Source organism: Ralstonia sp. UNC404CL21Col (assembly GCF_000620465.1).
In the GTDB taxonomy this organism is placed as follows: Bacteria; Pseudomonadota; Gammaproteobacteria; order Burkholderiales; family Burkholderiaceae; genus Ralstonia; species Ralstonia flatus.
Genome location: NZ_JIBE01000004.1, coordinates 1,518,813 through 1,543,380, shown reverse-complemented (window position 1 = coordinate 1,543,380; position 24,568 = coordinate 1,518,813). Strand labels below are relative to the sequence as shown.

24 protein-coding genes are annotated in these 24,568 nt (G+C 65.0%); 22 read left to right on the top strand and 2 right to left on the bottom strand.

Annotated elements, in window-relative coordinates; translation table 11 throughout:
• Positions 1-4: 4 nt before the first annotated feature.
• From N511_RS0115080 to N511_RS0115070, 3 genes are all read left to right on the top strand, one after another.
• A complete protein-coding gene (locus N511_RS0115080; RefSeq protein WP_027680074.1) occupies positions 5-1,357 on the top strand; it encodes a TRAP transporter large permease in 1,353 nt (450 codons plus the stop codon).
• A 60-nt stretch (positions 1,358-1,417) separates the two neighbouring features.
• The gene (locus tag N511_RS0115075; protein WP_027680073.1) at positions 1,418-2,626 is read left to right on the top strand and encodes a porin; all 1,209 of its coding nucleotides are present in this window, start codon (positions 1,418-1,420) and stop codon (positions 2,624-2,626) included.
• Positions 2,627-2,852: 226 nt separating this feature from the next.
• Entirely contained in the window at positions 2,853-3,506 is a 654-nt protein-coding gene (locus tag N511_RS0115070; RefSeq protein WP_027680072.1) for a GntR family transcriptional regulator, read from the top strand.
• Between the two features lie 84 nt (positions 3,507-3,590).
• Here N511_RS0115070 and N511_RS0115065 read toward each other — a convergent pair whose 3' ends face one another.
• Positions 3,591-4,598 (bottom strand): zinc-dependent alcohol dehydrogenase family protein, encoded by a 1,008-nt coding sequence (locus N511_RS0115065; protein ID WP_027680071.1) that lies wholly within the window; start codon positions 4,596-4,598, stop codon positions 3,591-3,593.
• A 158-nt stretch (positions 4,599-4,756) separates the two neighbouring features.
• Between N511_RS0115065 and N511_RS0115060 the strand changes: the two genes are divergently transcribed.
• From N511_RS0115060 to N511_RS0114975, 18 genes are all read left to right on the top strand, one after another.
• A complete protein-coding gene (locus N511_RS0115060) occupies positions 4,757-5,143 on the top strand; it encodes a winged helix-turn-helix transcriptional regulator (RefSeq protein WP_027680070.1) in 387 nt (128 codons plus the stop codon).
• A 187-nt stretch (positions 5,144-5,330) separates the two neighbouring features.
• Positions 5,331-5,762 (top strand): YciI family protein, encoded by a 432-nt coding sequence (locus N511_RS0115055; RefSeq protein ID WP_027680069.1) that lies wholly within the window; start codon positions 5,331-5,333, stop codon positions 5,760-5,762.
• Between the two features lie 10 nt (positions 5,763-5,772).
• A complete protein-coding gene (locus tag N511_RS0115050; RefSeq protein WP_027680068.1) occupies positions 5,773-7,056 on the top strand; it encodes an RNA polymerase sigma factor in 1,284 nt (427 codons plus the stop codon).
• A 347-nt stretch (positions 7,057-7,403) separates the two neighbouring features.
• A complete protein-coding gene (gene msuE, locus N511_RS0115045) occupies positions 7,404-7,985 on the top strand; it encodes an FMN reductase (RefSeq protein WP_027680067.1) in 582 nt (193 codons plus the stop codon).
• A 49-nt stretch (positions 7,986-8,034) separates the two neighbouring features.
• Positions 8,035-9,198, top strand: coding sequence for a dimethylsulfone monooxygenase SfnG (gene sfnG / locus N511_RS0115040; protein ID WP_027680066.1), 1,164 nt, complete (start codon positions 8,035-8,037; stop codon positions 9,196-9,198).
• A 101-nt stretch (positions 9,199-9,299) separates the two neighbouring features.
• Positions 9,300-10,214, top strand: a complete 915-nt coding sequence (locus tag N511_RS0115035) for an ABC transporter ATP-binding protein (protein WP_027680065.1) — start codon at positions 9,300-9,302, stop codon at positions 10,212-10,214.
• Positions 10,215-10,228: 14 nt separating this feature from the next.
• Complete coding sequence (locus N511_RS0115030) at positions 10,229-11,110, top strand: branched-chain amino acid ABC transporter permease (protein WP_197032062.1); 882 nt, start codon at positions 10,229-10,231, stop codon at positions 11,108-11,110.
• Between the two features lie 3 nt (positions 11,111-11,113).
• Positions 11,114-12,193, top strand: coding sequence for a branched-chain amino acid ABC transporter permease (locus N511_RS0115025; RefSeq protein WP_051530939.1), 1,080 nt, complete (start codon positions 11,114-11,116; stop codon positions 12,191-12,193).
• A 57-nt stretch (positions 12,194-12,250) separates the two neighbouring features.
• Complete coding sequence (locus tag N511_RS0115020; protein ID WP_027680062.1) at positions 12,251-13,582, top strand: ABC transporter substrate-binding protein; 1,332 nt, start codon at positions 12,251-12,253, stop codon at positions 13,580-13,582.
• Between the two features lie 6 nt (positions 13,583-13,588).
• Positions 13,589-14,884: a monooxygenase gene (locus tag N511_RS0115015; protein WP_410003866.1), complete on the top strand. Its 1,296-nt coding sequence runs from the start codon at positions 13,589-13,591 to the stop codon at positions 14,882-14,884.
• An 11-nt stretch (positions 14,885-14,895) separates the two neighbouring features.
• Complete coding sequence (locus tag N511_RS0115010) at positions 14,896-15,672, top strand: ABC transporter ATP-binding protein (RefSeq protein ID WP_027680060.1); 777 nt, start codon at positions 14,896-14,898, stop codon at positions 15,670-15,672.
• A 30-nt stretch (positions 15,673-15,702) separates the two neighbouring features.
• Complete coding sequence (locus N511_RS0115005) at positions 15,703-16,905, top strand: acyl-CoA dehydrogenase family protein (protein WP_051530938.1); 1,203 nt, start codon at positions 15,703-15,705, stop codon at positions 16,903-16,905.
• Between the two features lie 23 nt (positions 16,906-16,928).
• The gene (locus N511_RS24295) at positions 16,929-18,107 is read left to right on the top strand and encodes a sigma-54 interaction domain-containing protein (RefSeq protein ID WP_051530937.1); all 1,179 of its coding nucleotides are present in this window, start codon (positions 16,929-16,931) and stop codon (positions 18,105-18,107) included.
• 49 nt (positions 18,108-18,156) lie between these two features.
• A complete protein-coding gene (locus N511_RS0114995) occupies positions 18,157-19,284 on the top strand; it encodes an acyltransferase family protein (RefSeq protein WP_027680058.1) in 1,128 nt (375 codons plus the stop codon).
• 89 nt (positions 19,285-19,373) lie between these two features.
• The gene (locus N511_RS0114990) at positions 19,374-20,222 is read left to right on the top strand and encodes a transporter substrate-binding domain-containing protein (protein ID WP_027680057.1); all 849 of its coding nucleotides are present in this window, start codon (positions 19,374-19,376) and stop codon (positions 20,220-20,222) included.
• A 14-nt stretch (positions 20,223-20,236) separates the two neighbouring features.
• Positions 20,237-21,019 carry an amino acid ABC transporter permease gene (locus N511_RS0114985; protein ID WP_027680056.1) on the top strand — a complete coding sequence of 261 codons (783 nt, stop codon included), beginning with the start codon at positions 20,237-20,239 and terminating at the stop codon, positions 21,017-21,019.
• Positions 21,012-21,695: an amino acid ABC transporter permease gene (locus tag N511_RS0114980; RefSeq protein WP_027680055.1), complete on the top strand. Its 684-nt coding sequence runs from the start codon at positions 21,012-21,014 to the stop codon at positions 21,693-21,695. Before N511_RS0114985 ends, N511_RS0114980 begins: the two co-directional genes overlap by 8 nt.
• Positions 21,682-22,539, top strand: coding sequence for an amino acid ABC transporter ATP-binding protein (locus N511_RS0114975; protein ID WP_027680054.1), 858 nt, complete (start codon positions 21,682-21,684; stop codon positions 22,537-22,539). Before N511_RS0114980 ends, N511_RS0114975 begins: the two co-directional genes overlap by 14 nt.
• Before the next feature lie 17 nt (positions 22,540-22,556).
• Here the strand turns inward: N511_RS0114975 and metC are convergent, their stop codons facing one another.
• Complete coding sequence (gene metC / locus N511_RS0114970) at positions 22,557-23,801, bottom strand: cystathionine beta-lyase (protein ID WP_027680053.1); 1,245 nt, start codon at positions 23,799-23,801, stop codon at positions 22,557-22,559.
• Positions 23,802-23,955: 154 nt separating this feature from the next.
• On the opposite strand from metC, the gene N511_RS0114965 reads away from it, so the two are divergent.
• A complete protein-coding gene (locus tag N511_RS0114965) occupies positions 23,956-24,561 on the top strand; it encodes a cysteine dioxygenase family protein (protein WP_027680052.1) in 606 nt (201 codons plus the stop codon).
• The last annotated feature ends 7 nt before the right edge of the window (positions 24,562-24,568 follow it).

The window sequence follows — 24,568 nt, the reverse complement described above, 5'->3', positions numbered from 1 at the left end:
CACCATGGATCTCGCTATTCTCTCCGTCAGTTTTCTGGCGTTTCTTCTGCTGGGCGTACCGGTTTCGTTCGCGCTCGGCCTGTCATGCGTGCTGACGTATCTGCACGAAGGTCTGCCGGCGGCCACCGCCATGCAGTCGATGATCTCCGGCATGAACGCGTTCTCGTTCCTGGCCGTGCCGTTCTTCATTCTGTCGGGCGAGCTGATGCTGCACGGCGGCATTGCAGACCGCATCCTGCGCTTCGCGCAATCGCTGGTGGGGCACTTCCGCGGCGGCCTGGGCATGGCCAACGTGGTGGCCTGCACGCTGTTCGGCGGCGTGTCGGGCTCGCCCACCGCAGACACGTCAGCCATGGGCGGCGTGGTGATTCCGCTGATGAAGCGCGAAGGTTACAGCGCGGCCTACGCCGTCAACGTGACCACGCATGCCTCGCTGGCCGGCGCGCTCATGCCGACCTCCACCAACATGATCATCTACGCCTTTGCGGCGCAGGGCATCGTGGGTTCGCTCAACGGCCAGCAGGTGAGCGGCGTGTCGATTGGCGATCTGCTGTTCTCCGGGCTGCTGCCGGTGCTGTGGGTCATGGGCTTCGTGCTGATCGCCGCCTACTGGCAAGCCAAGCGCTACGGCTTCCCGCGCCGCGCCGATGGCTCGACCGAGCTGCCGCCCTTCCCCGGCTGGCTTGCCGTCGCACGCGCCTTTGTGGGTGCGGTACCGGGCCTGATGGTGATTGCGCTGATCCTGGTGTGCGTGGCCATGGGCATTGCCACCGCCACCGAAGCCGCCGCCATCGCGGTCGCCTATTCGCTGTGCCTCACGGTGCTGGTCTATCGCTCCATGACGTGGAGCAAGTTCCGCCGCGCTCTGGCCCACGCCGCCAAAACCACCGGCGTGGTGCTGCTGCTGATTGCCGTGTCGAACATGCTGCGCTTTCAGATGGCCTACCTGGAGATCCCGGACGCTATCGAGCAGATGCTCACGCAGACCAGCGCCGCACCGTGGCTGATGCTGCTCTACATCAACATCCTGCAGGTGTTCCTGGGCACGTTCGTCGACATGGCAGCGCACATCCTGATCACCACGCCGCTGTTCCTGCCGATGGCCATGCACTGCGGCGTCGGCCCGGTGCAGTTCGGGATCATGCTGCTGCTCAACTGCTCGCTGGGCCTGGTGCATCCGCCCATCGGCTCGGTGCAGTTTGTCGGCTGCGCCATCGGTGAGGTCTCTATCGGCGAGACCACCAAGATCGCGTGGCCGTACTACCTCGCCATCTTCACCGCCATCAACGTGGTGACCTACATGCCGTTCTTCTCGACCTGGCTGCCGAGCGTGATCAACGGGCACCCGGTGTACTGAGGGCACCTCAACGAATAACCAACATGCAGCCATGGCTGCGACATCAAGGAAGGAGTCATCATGAAGAGCCAGGTAGCCATCGCGGCAGCGATTGCACTCACAGGAGGCATCGCCGGATCGGCGTACGCACAGAGCAGCGTCACGCTGTACGGCAACATCGACGTGTCGATCGGGTATCAGAGCAACCAGACCTCGGTCGGCTCCACCTCGAACGGCCATTCGGTCGTCAAGCAGAACAGCGGCATCTGGTCGGGCAGCCGCTTCGGCTTCAAGGGCAACGAAGACCTGGGCGGCGGCAACAGCGCGCAGTTCGTGCTCGAAGAAGGCTTTAACGGCGACACGGGCTCGCAATCGGTCTCGGGGCTGATGTTCAACCGGCAGGCCTTCGTGGGGCTGACCAACCGCGACCTCGGCACCGTCACGCTGGGTCGTCAGTACACGGCGTATTTTTCGATCCTCGCCCCATATAGCCCGATCACCTGGCTGACCGGCTTCTACGGCGCGCACCCAGGCGATATCGACTCCCTCGACACCAACTACCGCGTCAACAACTCCGTGGTTTACACGTCACCCACGCTGGGCGGCGTGACTTTCAGCGGCTCATACGGCTTGGGCGAAACGCCGGGCAGCGCAGGCAACGGCTCAACCTGGAGCTTTGCCGCGCGCTACGCCAACGGCCCGGTCGGCGTGGGCGCGGGTTTTATGCGCGTGAACAACTCGACGGTGGGCGGTGGTGCATGGGGCGCGAACTCATCGCTATCCAACGGCGGCAGCGAACCTGCCGTGTCCGCCATCAATGCGGGCTACCAGTTGGCGGCCGCGCAACAGCGCTTTGCCGTGTTGGGTTCTTACACCTTCTCGCCCGCATGGGACGTGTCGGTGTCGTACACCAACGTGCAGTACATCCCGGGCGTGAACTCCAAGTTCGCCAGCCAGGCGATCTTCAATACCGGCGGCGCAGTGCTGCACTACAAGGCAACGCCGACGCTGGACCTGGCTGCGGGATATTCGTATACGCGCGCCACCAAGGCCAACGGCATTGCCGATGCAGCGACGTATCACCAGTTCAACCTGTCGCAGTACTACAGCCTCTCGAAGCGCACGGGCCTGTACGTTCTGGAGGCGTATCAGAAAGCCAAGGGCAAGACGATCTCGCCCACGGGCAGCATCATCGATGCCACGGCGTCGATCGGCGACGGCCAGAACGGCGCACCTTCGGCAACGGGGTCGCAGCTGGCGGTGGCTGTCGGCATGATTCACCGGTTCTGACCGATTGACGCGCCCGGCACGGTGTCGGCTTCGACGCTGTGCCGGGTTCGCCTCAGTTCAAGCGCGCGGACTTTGCCGCTATCATGATGCCCGCGCTGCCCTTGGCCTGTGACCGCATCGACAATCCCAGGCACCGCCGTTGCAATCCCATCCACTCCCACCCGAACTCGTTGCGAGCTGTATGACTTCGCGTCCTTTCCCCTCGTCACCTGAGGACGAGGCCACCATGACCGCCTCTCGACGCGTGTATCTCAGTCTGCGCGAGCGGATTGTCGAGATGGAGTTGCTACCCGGAACGCGCATCGTCGAGAAGGACCTCGCAGAAGAATTCGGCACCAGCCGCACGCCCGTGCACGAGGCGGTCCAGCGCTTGGCCGAGGAAGGGCTGATCGACGTCCAGGCGCGCGTCGGGACATTCGTGTCGCGCATTCCGCTCAATACGCTGGAAGAAGCCATGCTGGTGCGCAGCGCGCTGGAAGTCGCCATCATCGAGAAGGCTGCCGAGCGCATGACGCCCGAAGGCATCCACAAGCTCAACGTCGTGCTGGAGCGGCAGGCGCAATGCGTGCGCGAGGGCAACCGGCGCGGCTTCTTCCGCACCGACGAAGCGTTTCACGCCACGCTGGCCGAGTTGTCGGGCTATCCCGGTGTCTGGCAGATCATCCTGGAAGTCAAAACGCAGATCGACCGTTATCGGCTGCTGACCCTCCCCTTGGAGGGTCGCATGACCGAGGTCCTGGCAGAGCATCGCGCGGTGATCGACGCTCTCGCGTCCAACGACCCGACGCGGGCTGTGCGCGCCATGCGCGAGCATCTGGACCACGTGCTGCCGGTGCTGGAAATCACGCGCCGACTGCGGCCCGAATACTTCACGGTTTAAGCGCGGCGCCCACGCCGGTGCATCGGCCGGCAGATACAGGGCGGCAACACCGCAACCGATGGTGTTTCGCGCCGCCCAGGCAACTCAAATCGACAGGCAGAGCTTGCCGAAGTGCTTGCCCGCCGCCTGATGCGCAAACGCATCGGCAATGTCTTCCAGCGCAAACGTCTGATCGATCACCGGCTTGATGCCGGTTGCGTCGATGGCGCGCACCATGTCGCGCTGGTGGCTCCGGCTGCCGACAATCAAACCCTGCAGGGTCTGGTGGCGCCGCATCAGCTCGACCGTCGGCACCGGGCCGGCAATACCGGTCAGCACGCCGATCAGGGCGATATGGCCGCCGGTGCGGCATGCCTGGATGGACTGACTCAGCGTGTCGGGCCCACCCACTTCGATCACGTTGTCGACGCCCCGGCCGTTCGTGTACTCGAGCACCTTGGCCGCCCAGTCGGTATCGCGCCGGTAGTTGATCGTGAAATCGGCACCGAGCGCCTGCGCACGCGCGAGTTTCTCGTCGGAAGACGAGGTTGCGATCACAGTGGCGCCCATGCTCTTGGCAAATTGCAGCGCAAAGATCGACACGCCGCCCGTCCCGAGCACCAGCACGGTATCGCCTGCCTTCAAGCCCGCATCGACCACTAGCGCGCGCCATGCGGTGAGCCCCGCCGTCGTCAGCGTTGCGGCTTCGGCGTGGCTGTAGCCGCGCGGTGCGTGCGTAAACCAATGCGCTGGGCGAACGACGTATTCGCGTGCGTAGCCGTCAACACCGTCGCCGGGCACGGTCGCAAAATCGGCGAGGGTCGGGCCGCCATCCAGCCAGGTCGGGAAGAACGTCGAGACAACCGAATCGCCCACGGCAAACTCGTCCACGCCTTCGCCGATCGCCTCCACCACGCCGGCGCCGTCGGACATCGGGATGCGGCCGTCGGCGCTGGGCATGCGGCCGGTCACCACGCCCAGATCGTGGAAGTTCAGCGAGCTGGCATGCACACGCACGCGGATTTCTCCGGCGCCCGGCTGGCCGGGGTCGGGCAGATCAACGAGGTGAAGTTTGTCGAGGCCAGCGGGCTGGCGCAGGGTAATGGCTTTCATGAGCACGACGTCCTTAATGGAAAGGGGAAAGGTTGCGAAACGGCAGCGCCGCAAAAACTTGCAGCGATACCGCATTGCAGGCATTGTCACGGCGTACCTCCTGCGTCGCAAGAACGTACAATTTTCACAGGTACTATCAATTTTGTAGGTATAAAACCATGCGTCTGAAACGTCTGGACGGCAAAAGCGGCTGCGCCGTCGAAGTCACGCTTTCCGTGATCGGCGGGGTCTGGAAGCCCGTGATCCTGTTCCACCTCCTGCCTGGGAAGAAGCGCTTCATGGAGCTGACCCGCCTGATTCCGAATGCCACGCAGCGCATGCTGACGCTGCAATTGCGCGAACTCGAAGCGGACGGCGTCATCGCGCGGCACGTGTATCCGCAGGTGCCCCCCAAAGTCGAATATGTGCTGACCCCGCTGGGCGAGTCGCTCGCGCCGGTGCTGATCAGCCTGCGCGAATGGGGCGAGTCGTATCGCACGAGCGAGATGTCCCGCGAGCCGGCCGAAGTGCCGGAATGCGCGCGGGGCGAGGCCATGGCGACTTGAAGTCACACGAGGGCTGCCAAAAAAAGGCGGCCTAAGGCGCCGCTCTCCTCACGCCGCGTCGCAGTTACATGCAGTTACATCTTCTGAGTCGTAGCGTGTCGATTTCGCCCACCCCTCATTCGACGTGCAAGTAGAGGCGCAAACATCTTGCGCAGCCTCTCACCCAACCGAACCAAGGAGAAACACCATGCGATTCATGATCCTGCGACTGGCCGACCAAGACACCGAAGCCTCGGTGATGCCCAGCGAAGAACTGCTGACCGCCATGGGCAAATACATGGAAGAGCTGGCCAAGGCGGGCGTGCTGTTGGGCGGCGAAGGCCTGCACCCCAGCTCGCGCGGCGCACGCGTGGAATTCAAGGGCGGCAAGCCGACGGTGATCGATGGCCCATTTGCCGAAGCCAAGGAGCTGATCGCCGGCTACACCATGCTGCAGGTCAAGTCGGAAGAAGAAGCGCTCGAATGGGTCAAGCGCTGGCCGGCATTGGATGGCGGCGGCAATGTGCGCCTCGAAATCCGGCGCGTGTTTGAAGCGGAAGATTTTGGTGCGGAGTTCACGCCCGAAGCCCGCGAGCGTGAAGAACGCCTGCGCGCCGAACTGGCGGCCAAGCAGCAATAGGCGGCGCGTCATGGCCGATTCGACGCAGGAGGCCCTCGCCATCCACCGCACCATCGACGCGGTGTGGCGCATCGAATCGGCCAGGATCATTGCCGGGCTTGCGCGCCTGCTGCGCGACGTGGGCCTGGCAGAAGAGCTGGCCCAGGATGCGCTGGTCGCGGCGCTGGAGCAATGGCCCGCATCCGGCATCCCCGACAACCCGGCCGCGTGGCTCACGGCCACCGCCAAACACCGCGCCATTGACCGGCTGCGGCATCACACGCTGGCGGAGCAGAAGCATGCGCGGCTCGCCATCGAGCTGGAGATCGAACACGAGCTGGCCCAGGCCGATGCCGAAGCCGCACGCGACGAGGCCATCGGCGACGATCTGCTGCGGCTGGTCTTCATTTCCTGCCATCCGGCGCTGCCGCACGAAGGCCGCGTGGCGCTGACGCTGCGATTGCTTGGCGGACTGACCACGGACGAAATCGCCCGCGCGTTTCTGGTGCCCGAACCGACGGTGGCGCAGCGCATCGTGCGTGCGAAAAAGACGCTTGCCGCCGCGCGCGTGCCCTTCGAATTGCCCGAGCCCGATGCCTTGCCCGAGCGGCTGTCGGCCGTGCTGCAGGTGATCTATCTCGTCTTCAACGAAGGCTATGCCGCCACCGCCGGCGACGACTGGACGCGCCCCACGCTCTGCGAAGAAGCGCAGCGCCTGGGCCGCATCCTTGCCGGCCTCATGCCCGGCGAGCCCGAAGTGCATGGCCTGCTCGCGCTGATGGAACTGCAGGCCTCGCGCCTGCGTGCACGCGTGGGCCCCGACGGCCGGCCCATCCTGCTGATGGAGCAAGACCGCAGCCGTTGGGACTACCTGCTCATCCAGCGTGGCTTTGCCGCGCTGGCACAGGCTGAAGCCCGCGGGCGAGGGCTCGGCCCGTATGGGCTGCAGGCCGCCATTGCGGCATGTCATGCAAGCGCTCGCACCGCCGAGCAAACCGACTGGACGCGCATTGCCGCGCTGTACGACGCGCTCGCGCAACTCACGCCCTCGCCCGTCGTCGAACTCAACCGCGCCGTTGCGGTGGCGATGGCGTATGGGCCGCAAGCGGGCCTTGAAATCGTCGATACGCTGCTCGCCGAACCGGCGTTGCGCAGCTATCACCTGCTGCCCAGCGTCCGCGCCGATTTTCTTGCACGCCTCCACCGCATGGAGGAGGCGCGCGCGGAGTACGAGCGTGCTGCTGCACTCACGCACAATCGGCAGGAGCGTGCGCTGCTCCTCGAGCGCGCAGCCGGGTGCAATGCCCGCGGCTGACGCTGTCGCTCATCACACCGACGTGCATGTTGATCGTGATGCTTTGGAAGCAAGTCTCCAGCAGATTGCGCGCGTGCACGCATCCGGAATTCGTCTTTCGATATGACATCGCGCGATTGCGGATTGGCAACACCGCGCCAACGCCGAAGACTGAATTCAATTCTCTTTACAGCTCAGAGACTTAGCGTGAAACGCGAGCATTGAAATATAGATGCTCCGATTTCTACGTATGCCGCCGCGCATGGTGCGACGCAGAATGATTTGCAAGCGCAGGACATGGTTCAAGGCCGGCCGCGCTCATGCATTCACATCGTTCCGTCGATCGCGCAAGCGCAGAGGTACTCACAATGAGTCGCAAGTTCAAGGTCGTGGCCGTCTCGGGCAGCGTGCAGCGCCCCTCGCGGACACTCGTATTGGTCGAGCAACTGCTGGCCGCCCTCGCTGAGGTTCTTCCCATCGATGTCCACCTGATCACGCTCGAAGAACTGGCTCCAGCCATTGGTGGCACGTCGTATCGAGACCAGCTGCCGGGCCGGGTGCAGGCGGAACTTGCCGCCATTGAATCGGCCGATGTGCTCGTGGTCGCGAGCCCCGTGTATCGCGGCTCATACACGGGTCTGTTCAAGCATCTTTTTGATCTGGTCCACCACGAAGCGCTCATCGACGTGCCTGTCCTGCTGGCAGCCACGGGCGGCAGCGACCGTCACGCGCTGGTGATTGATCATCAGCTGCGGCCGCTTTTCAGCTTCTTCCAGGCGCGCACATTGCCACTGGGCGTGTATGCATCGGAGCAGGATTTCAGCGGCTACGACATCACCAGCCAGGCACTGCGTGACCGGATCGCCCTGGCCGTCACGCGTGCGTTGCCGCTGCTGAGCACGGCGCCGGCCGCAGACCTTCGCACCGCCCCGGTGGCACAAGCCGCCTGAAGCGCCGCTTCGTTCGTTCCCATCCCGCACAGAGCAAAGGACCATCGCGATGAGCCAATCTTCTTCCAGCGCCACTATCAAGTTTGCCTACTGGGTGCCGAACGTCAGCGGCGGCCTGGTCGTCAGCACCATCCCGCAGCGCACCGACTGGAGCCTCGAATACAACCAGAAGCTGGCGCAGACGGCTGAGAAAGCCGGCTTTGACTACGCGCTCAGCCAGATCCGCTTTACCGCCGGCTACGGCGCCGAGCATCAGCACGAATCGGTGTCGTTCAGCCAGGCCATCCTGCACGCCACCACCAAGCTGAAGGTGCTGGCCGCCATCCTGCCGGGCCCCTGGCATCCGGCGGTGGTGGCCAAGCAGTTGGCCACGATCGACCACATCTCCAACGGCCGCATCGCCATCAATGTCGTCAGCGGCTGGTTCAAGGGCGAATTCCAGGCACTCGGGGAGCCTTGGCTCGAACACGATGAGCGCTATCGCCGCTCCAACGAATTCATCCGCGTGCTCAAGGGCATCTGGACGCAGGACAAGTTCACTTTCAAGGGCGACTTCTACCGCATCAACGACTACACGCTGAGCCCCAAGCCGCTGCAGAAGCCGCACCCGGAAATCTTCCAGGGCGGCAGCTCGCGTGCCGCACGCGACAACGCGGCGAGCGTATCGGACTGGTACTTCACCAACGGCAATACGCCCGAAGGCATCAAGGCGCAGATCGACGATATCCAGGCAAAGGCCCGCGAGAACGGCCACAAGGTCCGCATCGGGGTGAACGCTTTCATCATCGCGCGCGATACCGAAGAAGAAGCCAAGGCGGTGCTGGACGACATCATCAAGCATGCGCACGTGGAAGCCGTGCATGCCTTTGGCGATGCGGTGAAGCAAGCTGGCAAGGCATCGCCCGAAGGCGAAGGCAACTGGGCGAAATCCACGTTTGAAGATCTCGTTCAATACAACGACGGTTTCCGCACCAACCTGATCGGCACGCCGCAGCAGATTGCGGAGCGCATCGTGCACCTGAAGTCGATCGGCGTTGACCTGATCCTGGCGGGCTTCCTGCACTTCATCGAAGAAGTCGAGTACTTCGGTCGTAAGGTGCTGCCGCTGGTGCGCGAGCTGGAAGCCCAACGCGCTGCTGCCACAAGCGCTGCGTCAGGCGCCGACACAAGCGCCGACACGCGCGAGGCCGAGGCCGCCACGTCAGCCGCCTGACTGCCTGACCGCCTGACCTGATACCCGCGTTTCCCGCACGCGCCCGCTCAGTTGAGTGGGCGCGGGGGAGTTCTGTTGCCTGTCGCTTTGCGGAGACCGCCATGTCTCACACGTCCGCCGAACTTGCTGCCCCGCCACCGCCGCTCGCACGCTACGCCGACACGCGTAACGCCGATGCGCCATCGCCTGCACGCAGCGTTGACACCCATGCCGTACCGGCCGCGGCACCCGCGTTGCGGCTGGCCGACATCGACCTGTCGTTCGGCGGCATTCAGGCGCTCAAGGGCATTGACCTCACAGTGGCGCCGGGCGAGATCCGCGCCATCATCGGCCCCAACGGTGCGGGCAAAAGCTCGTTGGTCAACATCATCAGCGGCCTGTACCAACCGGACCGCGGCGGCATCTGGCTCAATGGCCGCGCCATGCGCAAGGTGTCGCCGGCACGATTGGCCGGTCTTGGCATTGCGCGCACGTTCCAGAACCTGGCGTTGTTCAAGGGCCTGAGCGTGCGCGACAACATTGCGCTCGGCCGCGTACAGCACACCCGCTCCGTCTTCGTCGAGCAGTTGATCGGGCTGGGTCGCGCGCGCCGCGAGCTGGCCGATGCGCGCGAGCGTGCGGAACAGGTAATCCACTTTGTCGGCCTGGGCGACGTGCAGGACCAACTCGCGGGCACACTTTCCTATGGGCTGCAAAAGCGCGTTGAACTGGCGCGTGCGCTGGTCGCGCGGCCACGCCTATTGCTGCTCGATGAGCCGCTCGCCGGCATGACGGTGACGGAGAAGGTCCAGATGGCCGACCTGATCCGCGCGGCGCGCGACCAGTGGGGCACCACCATCGTGCTGATCGAACACGACATCGGCATCGTGCTGGGCCTGTCCGATCGCGTGGCGGTGCTCGACTACGGCCGCAAGATCGCCGACGGCACGCCGCAAGCCGTGCGCGACGACCCGGTTGTCATCGATGCTTACCTCGGCGTCGCACACGACGCGCCAAGTGCGGCCGAGGCCCAATGATGGGCGACTTCGACCTGGCGTTCTTTGCCGAGGTGCTGGTGGGCGGCCTGCTGTCCGGCGTGATGTATTCGCTGGTGGCGATTGGCTTTGTGCTGATCTACAAGACCTCGGGCGTGCTGAATTTCGCGCAGGGCGCACAACTGCTGTTTGCCGCGCTCACATTCGTCAGCCTGCTCGAGCGCGGCGTGCCGTTCCCGCTCGCGTTGCTGCTCACCTTCACGTTGATGGTGCTGCTGGGGCTCGGGATCGAGCGCGCGGTGCTTCGGCCGCTGGTCAACCAGCCGCCCATCACGCTGTTCATGGCGACGCTCGGCTTGTCGTACGTGATCGAGGGCGTGGCGCAGCTGGTGTGGGGCACGCAGGTACACGAGTTGAACCTCGGCATTTCCGATGCGCCGCTGCAGATCGGCGGCATCCTCGTCTCCAGCTTTGACTTGTTTGCGGCCGCCACTGCAGCCGTCATGGTGACGGCGCTGTCGGTCTTCTTCCGCTACACACGCGTGGGGCTGGCGTTTCGTGCCGTGGCGGACGACACATTCGCCGCCATTGCCGTGGGCTTGCGGCTACCGCGCATCTGGGCAACGGTCTGGGCCACAGCCGGCGTCATCGCCCTCGTGGCGGGGCTGCTGTGGGGCGCGCGACTGGGGGTGCAGTTCTCGCTGTCGCTGGTGGTGCTCAAGGCGCTGCCGGTGCTGGTGCTGGGCGGCTTCGATTCGATCCTGGGCGCGGTGGTCGGTGGCTTGATCATCGGCGCGCTGGAGAAGCTCGCCGAGGTGTACCTGGGGCCATTTGTCGGCGGCGGCATCGAGAGCTGGATCGCCTATGTGGCCGCGCTGGCCTTCCTGCTGGTCAAACCGGGCGGGCTGTTCGGCCTGCGCCCTGTCGAGAGAGCCTGAGCCATGTCGACTGCATTGGACGCCCCATCCGGGCACACCACGCGCCCTTCCACTGCGCGGACGCACCTGTCCTGGCCCGCATGGGCAACGCCCGCGGTGACGCTGCTGCTGGCCTACTTCGTCGTGCCGCTGGTGGCATCGGACTATTGGCTGGATGCCATCCTCATTCCGTTCCTTGCGCTGTCGCTTGCGGCGGTGGGCCTGAACCTGTTGACCGGCTACGCGGGGCAATTGTCGGCGGGCTCGGCCGCCTTCATGGCAGTGGGCGCATTCGCCGCGTACAACTTCAACCTGCGCGTTGACGGTCTGCCGCTGCCTGTCAGCATTGTGCTGGCCGGGCTAGCCGCCACCGCCATCGGCGTCGCCTTCGGGTTGCCGAGCCTGCGCCTGCGCGGCTTCTACCTGGCCGTATCGACCCTCGCCGCGCAATTCTTCGTGCAGTGGGCACTGACCAAGTACGGCTGGTTCAGCAACAACAACGCATCGGGCGTGATCGACGCGCCGCCCATCGTGGTGGCGGGCTTCGCGTTCGACACGCCAGCGCTGCGCTACGTGTTCGCGCTCACGGTCGTGGCGATCCTCACGGCGCTGGTCTGGCGACTCGTGCAAACGCCCACTGGCCACCATTTCATTGCCGTGCGTGACAACGAAATGGCGGCACGCGTCACCGGCGTGCCGGTACTGCGGACCAAGCTGCTCGCCTTTGCCATCTCATCGTTCGTCATTGGCGTGGCGGGTGTGCTGTGGGGCTTCATCTATCTGCGCACGGTGGAGCCCGCGGGCTTCAATCTCGATCGATCGTTCCAGATCCTGTTCATCGTCATCATCGGCGGCCTGGCGACCATCCGGGGCGCGTTCCTTGGCGCGGCGCTGGTGGTGGTGTTTCCGCTGCTGCTGTCCCGCTTTGGGGCTTTCGTGTTCGGCAGCCGGTTCGACTCCGGCGTGCGGGACCTCAGCCAACGCATCGTGATCGGTGCGCTCATCGTGGCCTTTCTGATTGCCGAGCCGCAGGGCCTTGCCGCCCTGTGGCAGCGGGTGCTGCGCCGGATAGGCAACGTCGTGCGCCCCGCTTCCCGGCGCTGATTCCATCCTCTGTCTCCACTCGACCTACGTCGCATCGATACCAGGAGCATCTGCACCATGTCCTTCCCCCGCACCATCAAGATGGCGTTGCTGACCGGCGCGCTGGCCCTTTCTGGCCTGACCGGTCTGGGCGTACAAGCCGCCCATGCGGATGAGCAGTTCTTTCCGCTGCAAAGCTACCGCGTCGGCCCATATGCAGCCGGCGGCACGGGGTTCTTTGGCGGCTTCATCGATTACCTGAACCTCGTCAACACGCGAGACGGCGGCGTGGGCGGCGTCAAGCTGACCTGGGAAGAAGGCGAAACGCAGTACGAAGTGGAACGCGGCGTGGAGGTGTACGAACGCCTGAAGACGCACCCCGGCATCGCCACATGGAATCCGCTGTCCGTCGGCATTGCGTATGCGCTGCTCGACCGGGTGACGGCCGACAAGGTGCCGCTGCTCACCATCAACCACGGCCGCACCGACACGACGGACGGACGGGTGTTCAAGTACATCTTCCCGCTGCTGCTCAATCCGTACAGCGAGACCTCCGGCATCGTCAACTACATCGGCACCAAGGAAGGCGGCGTCGACAAGCTCAAGGGCAAGAAGATCGTCGTGCTGTATCACGGCTCGCCGTACGGCAAAGAGACGATCCCCATCTATGAACTGCTGGCGAAGAAATACGGCTTCACGGTGCAGCAGATCGAAGTGCCGCACCCGGGCAATGAGCAGCAATCGCAGTGGTTGGCCATCCGCCGCGCCAAACCCGATTACGTCGTGCTGCGCGGCTGGGGCGTGATGAACCCGGTGGCGCTCAAGACGGCACAGAAGACAGGCTTTCCGGCCGACCACATCATCGGCAACGTGTGGTCCAACTCCGAAGAAGACGTGATCCCGGCCGGCGATGCCGCCAAGGGCTACGTCGCCATCACGACGGTGGCCGCGGGTGCGCAATACCCGGTGGTTCAGCAGATCACCAAGACGCTGTACGACCACGGCAAGGGCAACCTGCAAGACAAGAAGCGCATCGGCAGCGTGTACCACAACCTGGGCGTGCTCAACGGCATCCTGAACGTGGAAGCCATCCGCATCGCGCAGGCCAAGTTCGGCAAGCGCACGCTGACGGGCGACGAAGTCCGCTGGGGCCTGGAGAACCTGAAGATTGACGAAGCCCGCGCCGCTGCGCTGGGCGCCAAGGGCCTGTTCCACTCCATCAACGTCACGTGGGACAACCATGAAGGAGACGGCCGCGTCGCCTTCCAGCAGTGGGATGGCACGAAATGGAACGTGATCTCCGACTGGATCGCACCGGACTGGAAACTGCTGCGGCCCATCATCGAGAAATCGTCGCTGGCGTACGCCAAAGAGAAAAACATCAAGGTGCGCACGAGCATCAACGATTGAATTCCGCTGTCTCTCCACCCTGCCCGACCCACCCGGAGGTTCGCCATGACGCAGCCGCACGCCGAGACCCTGTTCGGCGCTCCCTACGAAACCCTTGCGCAGAAGTACCGCCCCGTCTTCCAGCGCATCCGCGATACCGCCTTGCAGCGCGAGCACAACCGCCAGCTCGGCGTCGACGCCATCCAGTGGCTCAAGCAGGCGGGCTTCGGCGCGGTGCGCGTGCCGGTGGAATATGGCGGCGACGGCGCCACGCTGCCCCAACTGTTCCAGCTGCTGATTGAGCTGGCCGACGCCGACTCCAACATCGTGCAGGCGCTGCGCGGGCATTTCGCCTTCGTGGAAGATCGCCTGAACGCACCGCGCGATGCCGGCAACGAAGTCTGGCTGCGGCGCTTCGTGGCCGGCGACCTGGTCGGCAACGCGTGGACGGAAGTCGGCGACGTGGCCATTGGCGATGTCATCACGCGCATCTCCAAACGGGACGGCCGCTGGGTTGCCAACGGGCGCAAGTACTACAGCACCGGAAGCATCTTTGCCGATTGGGTCGACCTGTACGCGCGCCTGGAAGACGGCACCGACGTGATCGCCGCCGTCAGCTCGCACCAGCCCGGCGTGACGCACCACGACGACTGGAACGGCTTCGGCCAGCGCACCACCGGCAGCGGCACCTCGGTGTATGAGAACGCCGCCGTGGAAGACGAAAACATCTTCCCGTTCAGCAGCCGCTTCAAGTATCAGACGGCGTTCTACCAGCTGTTCCACCTGGCCACGCTGGCTGGCATTGCGCGCGCCATCACGCGCGAGGTTGCGCAGCAAGTGCGCGAGCGCAAACGCATCTTCAGCACCGGCAACGCCTCGGCGGTGGCGCAAGACGTGCAGGTGCAGCAGGTGGTTGGCGAGGTGTCGGCACTGGCCTACGCGGCAGAGGCCACGGCCATTCGCGCCACCTTCGCCGCGCAACGCGCCTATGACGCCCGCTGGGCCGGCGACGCTGCGCAGGAGCGCCAGGCCAACATCGACGCCGAACTCGAATCCGCGCAAGGGCAGGTGGCGATTTCCGATCTCGTGTTGCGTGCGTCCACGCAGTTCTTCAATGCGCTCAGCGCATCCGCTACGGCCTCGGGCAAGGCGCTGGACCGCCACTGGCGCAACGCGCGCACGGTGGCCTCGCACAATCCGCTGATCTACAAGGCGCGCATCATCGGCGACTGGCACATCAACGGCACCGAACCGCCGTATGTCTGGCAGATCGGTGCGGGGCCCGGTACCACGGCGACGCCGCCCATCGCCAAAGCGGCCTGAGCGTGATGACGATGCGCGATCCTGCTGTGCTGCTGCACGTCAACGGTGTCGAAGCGACGTACCAGAATGCCATCGTCGCCCTGCACAACGTGAACCTCACCGTGCAACGCGGTGAGGTGCACGCACTGCTGGGCGCAAACGGTGCGGGCAAGTCGAGCACGCTCAAGGCGATCTCGAACCTGCTGGTGCCCGAACGCGGACAGGTCACTGCGGGCACCATCCGTTTCGACGGGCATGACGTCGCTCGCACCACGCCTGCGCAGCTGGTGCGCCTGGGGCTCGTTCAGGTGCTGGAGGGCCGGCGCTGCTTTCCGAACCTGTCCATCGAAGCGAACCTGGTTACCGGTGCGCTCGGGCGCAGCGCTTCGCGCGCGGAGACGGCCGCCGATCTGGAACGCGTGTACGCGATCTTCCCGCGCCTGAAAGCACGGCGCCGGGTTGCCGCCGGCCTCACGTCGGGCGGTGAGCAGCAGATGGCCGCCATTGGGCGCGCGCTGATGTCACGCCCGCGCCTGCTGGTGCTGGACGAGCTGTCGATGGGCCTCGCGCCCCTGGTCGTGCAGGACATCTTTGCGAGGCTGCGGCAGCTCAATCGTGAAGACGGGCTGTCGATCCTGGTGGCCGAACAGAACTCCACGGTGGCCCTGCAATACGCCGATCGCGCCACGGTGCTGGAGGCAGGCGTCACCGTGCTCAATGACACGGCTGAGGCGTTGCGCGAGCGTGAGGACATCCAGCATTTCTATTTCGGCCGCGATGTTGCGGGCCAAGCACCAGCCTTGGCGTGAGCGGCGTCCATTCGTCTTTCCCGATTGTTCATGACAACAGAAACGGCAATCTTTCCTGACACCGAAACCCTTGCAGTGCCGGCGCCGCCATCCGCCAAGGCACTGGCTGCCGAGTTCGCCCGGACGGCGGTGGAACGCGATGCCGCGGGCGGCACGCCCTTGGCCGAACGCGACGCGTTGCGGCGCAGCGGCCTGCTTTCCCTGGCGATTCCCAAGCGCTATGGCGGGCACGGTGCCAGTTGGGCCGAGACGTTGGACACCGTGCGCGAGTTGGCACAGGTGGATAGCTCCATCGCCCACGTTTACGGCTTCCACCATCTGCTTTTGGCGACCGTGCGCCTGTTTGCGCGGCCAGACCAGTGGGAGCCGTGGTACGAGCAGACCGCGCGCAAGCACTGGTTCTGGGGCAACGCGCTGAACCCGCTGGACGATCGCACCATCGTGCGCAGGTTCGACGGCTGGTACGAGTTCTCAGGCAAGAAGAGCTTCTGCTCGGGCGCCTTGGATTCGCAAATGCTGATTGCCTCGGGCATCGATGAACACAGTCGCAAGCTGCTGGTTGCAGCGGTGCCGACTGCACGCGCCGGCATCACGCTCAACCACGACTGGAACGCCTTCGGGCAGCGCCAGACCGACAGCGGCAGCGCGCTATTCGAGAAGGTCCGTGTGGAAGAAAACGAACTGCTCCGCGATCCGGGGCCGCTCACCACGCCTTTTTCGTCGTTGCGCCCGTTGCTGGCGCAGCTGGTGTTCGTGCACCTGTTCCTGGGTCTGGCAGAAGGTGCGTTCGAGCAGGCGCGGCACTACACGCTGCACGAGGCGCGACCGTGGCATCGGTCTGCAGCAAAACGGGCGAGCGAAGACCCGTACACGCTGGCCCACTACGGTGAGTTCTTTGTCGGCCTGGAGAGCGTGCGCCTGCTGGCGCGGCAAGCGGCCACACGGTTTGACGAAGCGTGGGTGCAAGGCCCCACGTTGACGGCACGCGCGCGCGGCCACGTTGGTGTTGCCATCGCCACCGCCAAGGTTGCAGCCACGCGGGTCGGTCTCGATCTGACCAGCCGAATGTTCGAGACGACCGGCGCACGCGCCACCCACGGCGCGCTCGCGCTGGACCGCTTCTGGCGCAACCTGCGCACGCAGACGCTGCACGACCCTGTCGACTACAAGCTGCACGAGTTGGGCGACTGGGCGCTGAACGGCACGCTGCCCGAACCTTCTTTCTATTCCTGACCCCACGCGCTGAATGGAAAATCATGGCGACGTTCCCTGTATGGCCCCCGCCGCCTGGCCAGGAGCCGGCGGCCAGCACGCCAGAATGGATCTTCGAAGACCCGCGCTCCCGCGCCCTGCTCGATGAAGTCGAACAGGTCGCGCCCAGCGACGCGGCGGTGCTGATCTCTGGCGAAACCGGCACGGGCAAAGAGCTGATTGCCCGCTACCTGCACAACCGCAGCGCGCGGCAGGGTGGTCCTTTCGTGGTGGTGAGCTGCGGTGCGTTCTCCGACACGCTCGTCGATGCAGAACTCTTCGGCCACGAAAACGGCGCGTTCGCCGGCGCATTCGGCACGCAGGTGGGGTGGTTCGAGCAAGCGAACGGCGGGACGATCTTCCTCGACGAGGTCAACGACCTGCCCTTGCCTGTGCAGAACAAGCTGCTGCGCGTGCTGCAGGAGCGAGAAATCGTGCGCCTGGGCGGGCGCACGCCCATTCCGGTCGATCTCCGGATCGTCGCGGCCACGACCGTCGACCTGGAAACGCTGGTCCAGGAGAAGCGCTTTCGCAAGGATCTCTACTACCGGCTGAATGTCGTCAATCTCAACGTCCTCACGCTGAAGGAGCGTCCGGGCGACATCGTTCCGCTGGCACGCTACTTCATCAACACCTACAGCAAGCGACTGGGCCACGCGCGCGCGACCCTCACACCGGAGGCCGAACGCCTGCTGACGCAGAGCCCCTGGCACGGCAACGTGCGCGAGCTTGAAAACGTCATTCATCGGACGCTCCTCCTCTGCGATGGAAACACCATCGACGCGTCCGACCTGCGGCTGTCCAGCCGCCCTGCCAGTTCCCCGGCGCAGGCGGTGGCGCAGGCCCGGCCCGAGACCGAGCCGCCAATCGCCTCCACCGCCCCGCCGACCGCGCAACCGCCCGACCCGTCCAGTACAGACGAAGCTGCCCTGCTATGCCAGGCGATCCAGCACCTCTGCAACGACAGTGTCGGGAATGTCTATCAGGTGGTGGAAGACGCGCTGTTCCGGGAGGTATTCCGGTACTGCCACTACAGCCAAAGCGACGCCGCGCGCGTGCTCGGGGTCAGCCGCAACGTGGTGCGGGCCCGGCTGATTCGCCTGGGCGAGGTGGGCGCGCCGCGCACATCACCTTTTGCCTCAACGCCCGCAACACCGGCACACGAAGACGTGATGGGCACGTAGCTTGCTTGCCAGCGTGGGTTGCTCTCTGCGTTATCGATAGCCATCCCGCGTGAACCGTTCTTCGTCTTCTCTACTCAGCATCCAGGCGCTGCGGGGCTTCGCTGCGCTGTATGTCGTGGTGTTCCATTCCGGACTTGCCCTGGCCCATGTCGACGTCCCTGCGCTTGCGTGGCTGACGTCGCAGGTGATCAAGCGCGGGCATGTCGGTGTGGACGTGTTCTTCGTCATCAGCGGCTTCATCATTGCGTGGGTGGCCATTCTCGGCCCCAAGGGGCCGGAGCCGGCCGACGAATTTGTCGTCAAGCGGGCGTTCCGCCTGGCGCCGCCCTACTGGCTGATGTCGGTCCTGCATTCGACGTGGCTCAATCCCGTCTCGTCGGGCGTATTGCTCACTTCGCTGGCGTTTTTGCCGCAGGCCAATGTGGATGCACCGTACTTCGGCTATCCGGCGCTGTATGTCGGCTGGTCGCTCAACTACGAAGTGTTTTTCTACGCGTTGTGCGCGATGGGGCTGGCGCTGTTCGGACGGCGCGCGCTTGGGCTGGTGGCGTTGGCGCTGTTCACGACAACGATCATCGTGCCGTTCTGGCACAACGGCGTCGTGCAGCGCAACCCGGAAGCGTTGTACGACTGGGCCACGCCATTGCAGGCCATGGCAGCCAACCCGCTGGTGCTGGAGTTCCTGTTGGGCGCCGGGCTGGCATGGCTGTATGCGGCACATCGGCATCGCCTGACACCGGCCGTTGCGCGTGTCCTGATGGCGATTGGCGCGGCAACGTTCGTGATGTCGGTCGTCGGCCCGGTCCCGAAATTCGATCTGCTCGCGCGGGGCCTGCCCACCGGCGCGTTGTTGATCGGCATGGTGGCCATGGAGCACTGCGGCGAGCTTCGTGTGCCGCGCGTCGCCGTCTGGCTGGGCGAGTTGTCGTATGCGCTGTACCTCGTGCACCCGAGCGTGATTGAAGCCACGCATCGCGTGGTGGGCCGGCTCGCGCCGGAGTGGCTCGGCACGCAGTTGATGCTGTTTGCCGTCAACCTCGCGCTCACGCTGGCGCTGGCCGTGCTGCTGCATCGCTATGTCGAACTGCCATCCATCGCCCTCGGCCGCCGCGCCGTCGACTGGATGCGCAACCGCCGGCGGGCCTTGCGCATGCGCCTCGGGCCGCAAAAGCCCTGAGCGGCGCATAACGTTTCCGGTTTTTATTCGTTCGTTGCACGACGGGCGTCTCGGACAATGGCTGCTTCAGAAACAATCTGTCGCGTGCCATGTCCGCCCCTTCTTCCTCGTTCCGCCGATCCGTCTTCGCTTCCGTCGCATTGGCAGCGGCCGCCGCGTTCAGTGCAACAGCGGCACATGCTGATGCCACGCTCGACAAGATCCAGCAGCGCAAGAAGCTTGTCGTGGGCGTGGTGCTGTCGGGCGGGCCATTCGGCTCCATCGATCCCGTCACGCAGCGCGGTACGGGCTTCAACATCGACCTCGCACAGGCACTCGGGCGCGGGCTTGGCGTGGAAGTGGAGACGGTGCAGGTGCAACCTTCGAACCGCGTGCAATTTCTGCAGCAGGGGCGTGTTGACGTCCTGGTTGCGGCGATGGAGCTGAACTCCGAGCGCGCAGAGCTGCTCGCCCACGTGCCGACGCCGTACTACCGCGTGGGCGGCGTGGCGTTGGTCCCGAAAGACAGCGCGGTGCACCAGTGGAGTGACCTGAAAGGCAAGGACGTCTGCCTGTCGCAAGGCAGCAGCTATGCCAAGCCGCTGGCAGCCGACATTGGCGCCACGCCCAAGGGGTTCAAGAGCCCGGCCGAGTCCTTGCTGGCCCTGCGCGGCAACAACTGCGCTGCTGCCGTGCACGATGCCACGCTGCTGCAGCCGCTGCCCCGCAGCAACCCCGAATGGAAGGACTACCGCATCGTCGGCCCGGACCTCATCCCTTCGCCCACGGTCATCTGGGCGCGCAAGGGCGAGAACGACACCGTGGCCGCCCTCGACCGCATCGTCCAGGGCTGGCACCGCACCGGCTGGCTGATCGAAACGGAGAAGAAGAACGGCATCCTGCCGCCTTCGCCCGCGCTGGTCGAATGGCATGACAAGCTGAAGGCCACGCGCGGCTGATCGAGAGGCTGCAGTTGACTGACGATCTGCTCGCGCGGGCGATTGCGCTGGTCCGCCACACCGGCCTCGACTACAGCTTTCTGACCGAGGCGTACGAGCGCAATGCGCTGCTGCAAGGCGCGAAGGTTTCGCTGCTGGTGATGCTGAGCACCGTGGTGCTGAGCCTCATCTTTGGTGTTGGGCTCGCGCGGCTGCTGGTATCGCCGCATAAGCGCGTGAGATGGCTGGCGCAGGGCTTTATCGAACTGACGCGCAACACGCCCACGCTCGTGCAGTTGTGCTGCGCGTTTCTCGTCGTCAACACGCTGATCACGCAAACGCTGGCGCAGTGGCAGTTGACCAATCCGCTCACGCCGTTCTTCTGGGCGGTGACGTTGCTCTCGCTACACAAGGCGGCGTTTCATGCGGAAGCCCTGCGTGCCGGCATTGAAGCCGTGCCGCCTGCCATGCTGGAAGCCGCAACTTCGCTCGGCTTCAGCGCACGCGAGCGCCTGTGGCGCGTGCAACTGCCGCTCGCACTTCGCGCGGCATGGCCCTCGCTGATGAACAACACCGTGGAACTGGTAAAGGCATCGTCGCTGGCATCGGCCATTGCGGTGGGCGACCTCACGTATAGCGCGCTGATGATCTGGACACAGCGCGACAACGTGCTCGAATGCATGGTGCTGTTGCTGCTGTTCTACGGCGTGGTGACCTATGCCGTGCATGCGCTGGGCGCATGGATCGAACGCCGGTTGCAGATGCCTGGTTACGGCGCCGCTGGCCACGCCGCATTGGGGAGCGCCGCGCATGCCTGACACCCTTCTCGCCACGCTTCTGCATTGGTCGCCAGCTTTGCTGCGGGGGCTGGGCATCAACGTCGGCATCAGCTTGCTGGCCGTCGGGCTCGGCACCTTGGTCGGGCTGGCGATCGGCGCACTGCATTTGTCGTCGGTGCGCGGGCTAAGGCAGCTCGCCGGCGGCTATGTCGTTGCGTTTCGCAATGCTCCCTGGCTTGTACTGGTTTACGGCATTGCGTACGCGGTGCCGTTCGAAATTGTCGTGCGCGGCCATGTGATCCCGTTTCCGGATTGGCTCAAGGTGACGTTCGCGCTGGCATTGCCAGCAAGTGCGCACGTGGCGGAAATCTTCCGTGGCGCGGTGCAGTCGATCCCGCATACGCAGTGGGAAGCCGCAGCGTCGCTGGCGTTTACACGGCGCGACATCCTCTGGCGCATCGTGTTGCCGCAGTGCGTGCGGCGCATGCTGCCTTCGTGGATGAACCTGTACGCCGTCATCACCATGGGCACGGCACTGGCGTCGCTGGTGGGCGTGCACGATCTGCTCGACACCGCCCAGATCGCCAGCAACACGGTCAATCGCACGCCGTTTACGGTGCTGACCTACTTCACCGTGCTCGCCCTGTTCTTCGTTTACTGCTACCCGATTTCGCGCCTGACCCGGCGCATGGAGCGCGCGCATGTCGCTGCCTGATCTTCTTCCTCTCGATGCATCTACGCCGGTTGCCCCACCGCTTGTCTCACTCCGCGACGTGCATCTGAGTTTCGGCATCACGCCGGTGCTGTCGGGCATCGACCTCGACGTGCAGCGTGGCCAGGCCGTGTCGATCATCGGGCCGTCGGGCTCGGGCAAGTCGACGCTCCTGCGCTGCATCAGCGGCTTGCTTCGGCCGCAGCGCGGCAGCATCACCGTGGACGGCATCCGCGTCGACCAGCTCAACACCGAAGAAGACACCATTGCCCTGCGCAAGCGCATCGGCTTTGTGTTCCAGCAATACAACCTGTTTCCGCACCTGAGCGTGCTCGACAACCTGATCGCCGCGCCTGTGCGCGTGCTCGGCAAAGCGCGGTCGGAGGCTGAAGCCACCGCGCATGCGCTGCTCAAGAAAGTGGGCCTGGCAGACAAGGCGCGTGCATACCCGGGGCAGCTGTCCGGCGGGCAGCAACAGCGCGTGGCCATTGCGCGTGCGCTGGCCATGAAGCCGGAACTGATCCTGTTCGATGAAGTGACGTCCGCGCTCGATCCGGAAACGGTGGGCGAAGTGCTCAACGTCATCGGCGAATTGGTCGACGATGGCTTGACCTGCGTGCTGGTCACGCACGAAATGGCTTTCGCGCGGGCGATCAGCGACGAGGTGGTGTTCACGGAACACGGTGTCGTGGTGGAACGCGGCTCGGCAGAACAGGTTTTCTCCTCCCCGACGAGCGACCGCACGCGTGCATTCCTATCGCGCGCGCTATCGGGTCATGCAGGTGCGCGACCGACCGTGCATGCACCATGGCACGCTGCCTTCACCAGCGCGACGTTTGCCGTCTGACCTTTGACCTGTGACCTTCAGCCGCCAATCGCATGCAGCGCGGCCACGGGCGCATGCTGCAGCGCCTGCTCCAGATCGGCAATCAGGTCATCGGCATCTTCCAGACCGACATGCAGACGCAGCACGGCACCGGCTTGATCCCATTGCGCGTGGTCCGTCAGCCTTTCGGGCGCAACCACGGTGACGAGGCTTTCGTACCCGCCCCACGACGCTCCAATCGCAAACAACCGCAACGCATCGGCGACCCGTTCTGCGGCGTACTGATCCGCGCCTTCCAGCACGAATGAAACGAGCCCGTTGGCGCCCGAGAAATCCCGCTGCCACAGCGCGTAACCCGGGTCACCCGGCAATGCCGGATAAAACACGCGCCCCACACCCGGCTGCGCCTGCAGCCACTGCGCCACGCGCGTGGCATTGCGCTGGTGCTGGGCCATGCGCACCGGCAACGTGCGCACGCCACGCAGCGCCAGATAAGCATCATCGGCGCCGATCGTGAGGCCGAGCACATCATGTGCGGCGGCAATACGCGCGGCCACGGCATCGGTGCGGGCAATGACGGCACCCAGCATCACATCGGAATGTCCGGCCACGTACTTGGTGGCGGCCAGGATTGAAATGTCCGCACCTGCATCGAGCGGCCGGAAGAGAATGCCAGACGCCCAGGTGTTGTCTGTGGCCAGCGCGATGCCGTGCCGTTGCGCTATTCGGGCGATGGCACGCAAGTCATAGATTTCATAGAGCAGCGACCCCGGCGATTCCGTATAGATGAGCCGCGTGTGCGGCCGGATGGCCGCTTCGAGTTGCCCGTCGCGCGGGTCCACATAGGTCAGTTCAATGCCCAGGCGTTGCAGCAGACCAGTGTCGAGCCGGCGCACGGGCGCATACACGCTGTCTGTCACGACCACGTGGTCACCGGGTGACAACAGCGCCAGGAACGTCAGCGAAATCGCCGACAAGCCCGATGGCACAAGGAACGCGCGCACGCCGCCTTCAAGGGCCAGCAGCGCATCTTCCAGCGCGCGATGCGTTTGTGAACCGTGGCGGCCATAGCTAGCGATGTTCTCGCCGGCCTTGCGGCGCGCGTGGACGTCATGCTGCGCGGCGGTGCTGGCATGGCGGACGGTGCTGGTGCGCTCCACCGGCACGTTGACCGGCGCAGTGCCCTCCACGAACGGCGGGCTGCCTACGTGGATGAGCCGTGTTGCAAGAGAACCCGAGGCATCCGGCGCGTTGGAATGGGCGTCGATGGAAGAGCGTGTCATGCAGGCCTCGCGTATTTCTGAAGGGGCCCATGTTAGGCACGCCACCCCGCGCCCGAGAACGAACCGATGCGTCTAACCATATGCAGGATGCTGCGTTGGTCGTGCGCTGCCGGCGCCCTACACTGAGTGCTTCACCGATCCGCTTTGAGCTGCCATGAGCCTCGCCCAGCAACGCGACCACGCCGTCCGCCAGACCCTCGTCGCCATCCGCGCCATTGCCGCGCAAGATGGCATTACGCAGGCATCGCTTGCGCGCATTGCCGATCGCCTGCATGAACTTGCCGCACAGGAAGCGCTGTTCCCGCTCGACGCTTTCCCGCCGCCCGCTGCGGGCGATGCCGATGCCTCCAGCCGTTACCTGCTGCACGTGGAGCCCGATCAGACCTTCGCGCTGTACCTGAACTCCATCAACCCGGGCAAGACCACGCCGCCGCACAACCACACCACGTGGGCCGTCATCGTGGCGCTCGAAGGCGAAGAGTTGAACCGCGTCTACACACGCACCGACGACGGCCGCGACCCCGAGCGCGCCACACTGGCCCTGTCGCGCGAAGTCGTGGTACAGCCCGGCACGCCCATCACGTTCCTCGACGACGACATCCACAGCATCCACGTGCTGGGCAACACACCCACCCGCCATTTCCACCTGTATGGCCGAGCGCTGGAAACCCTGACGGGGCGCGTCGGCTATGACCTGCCCACGGGCCGGGTGCTCAACTACAACCGCAACTACATGAGCGCGACCAAGCAAGCCGCTTGATCGCCCG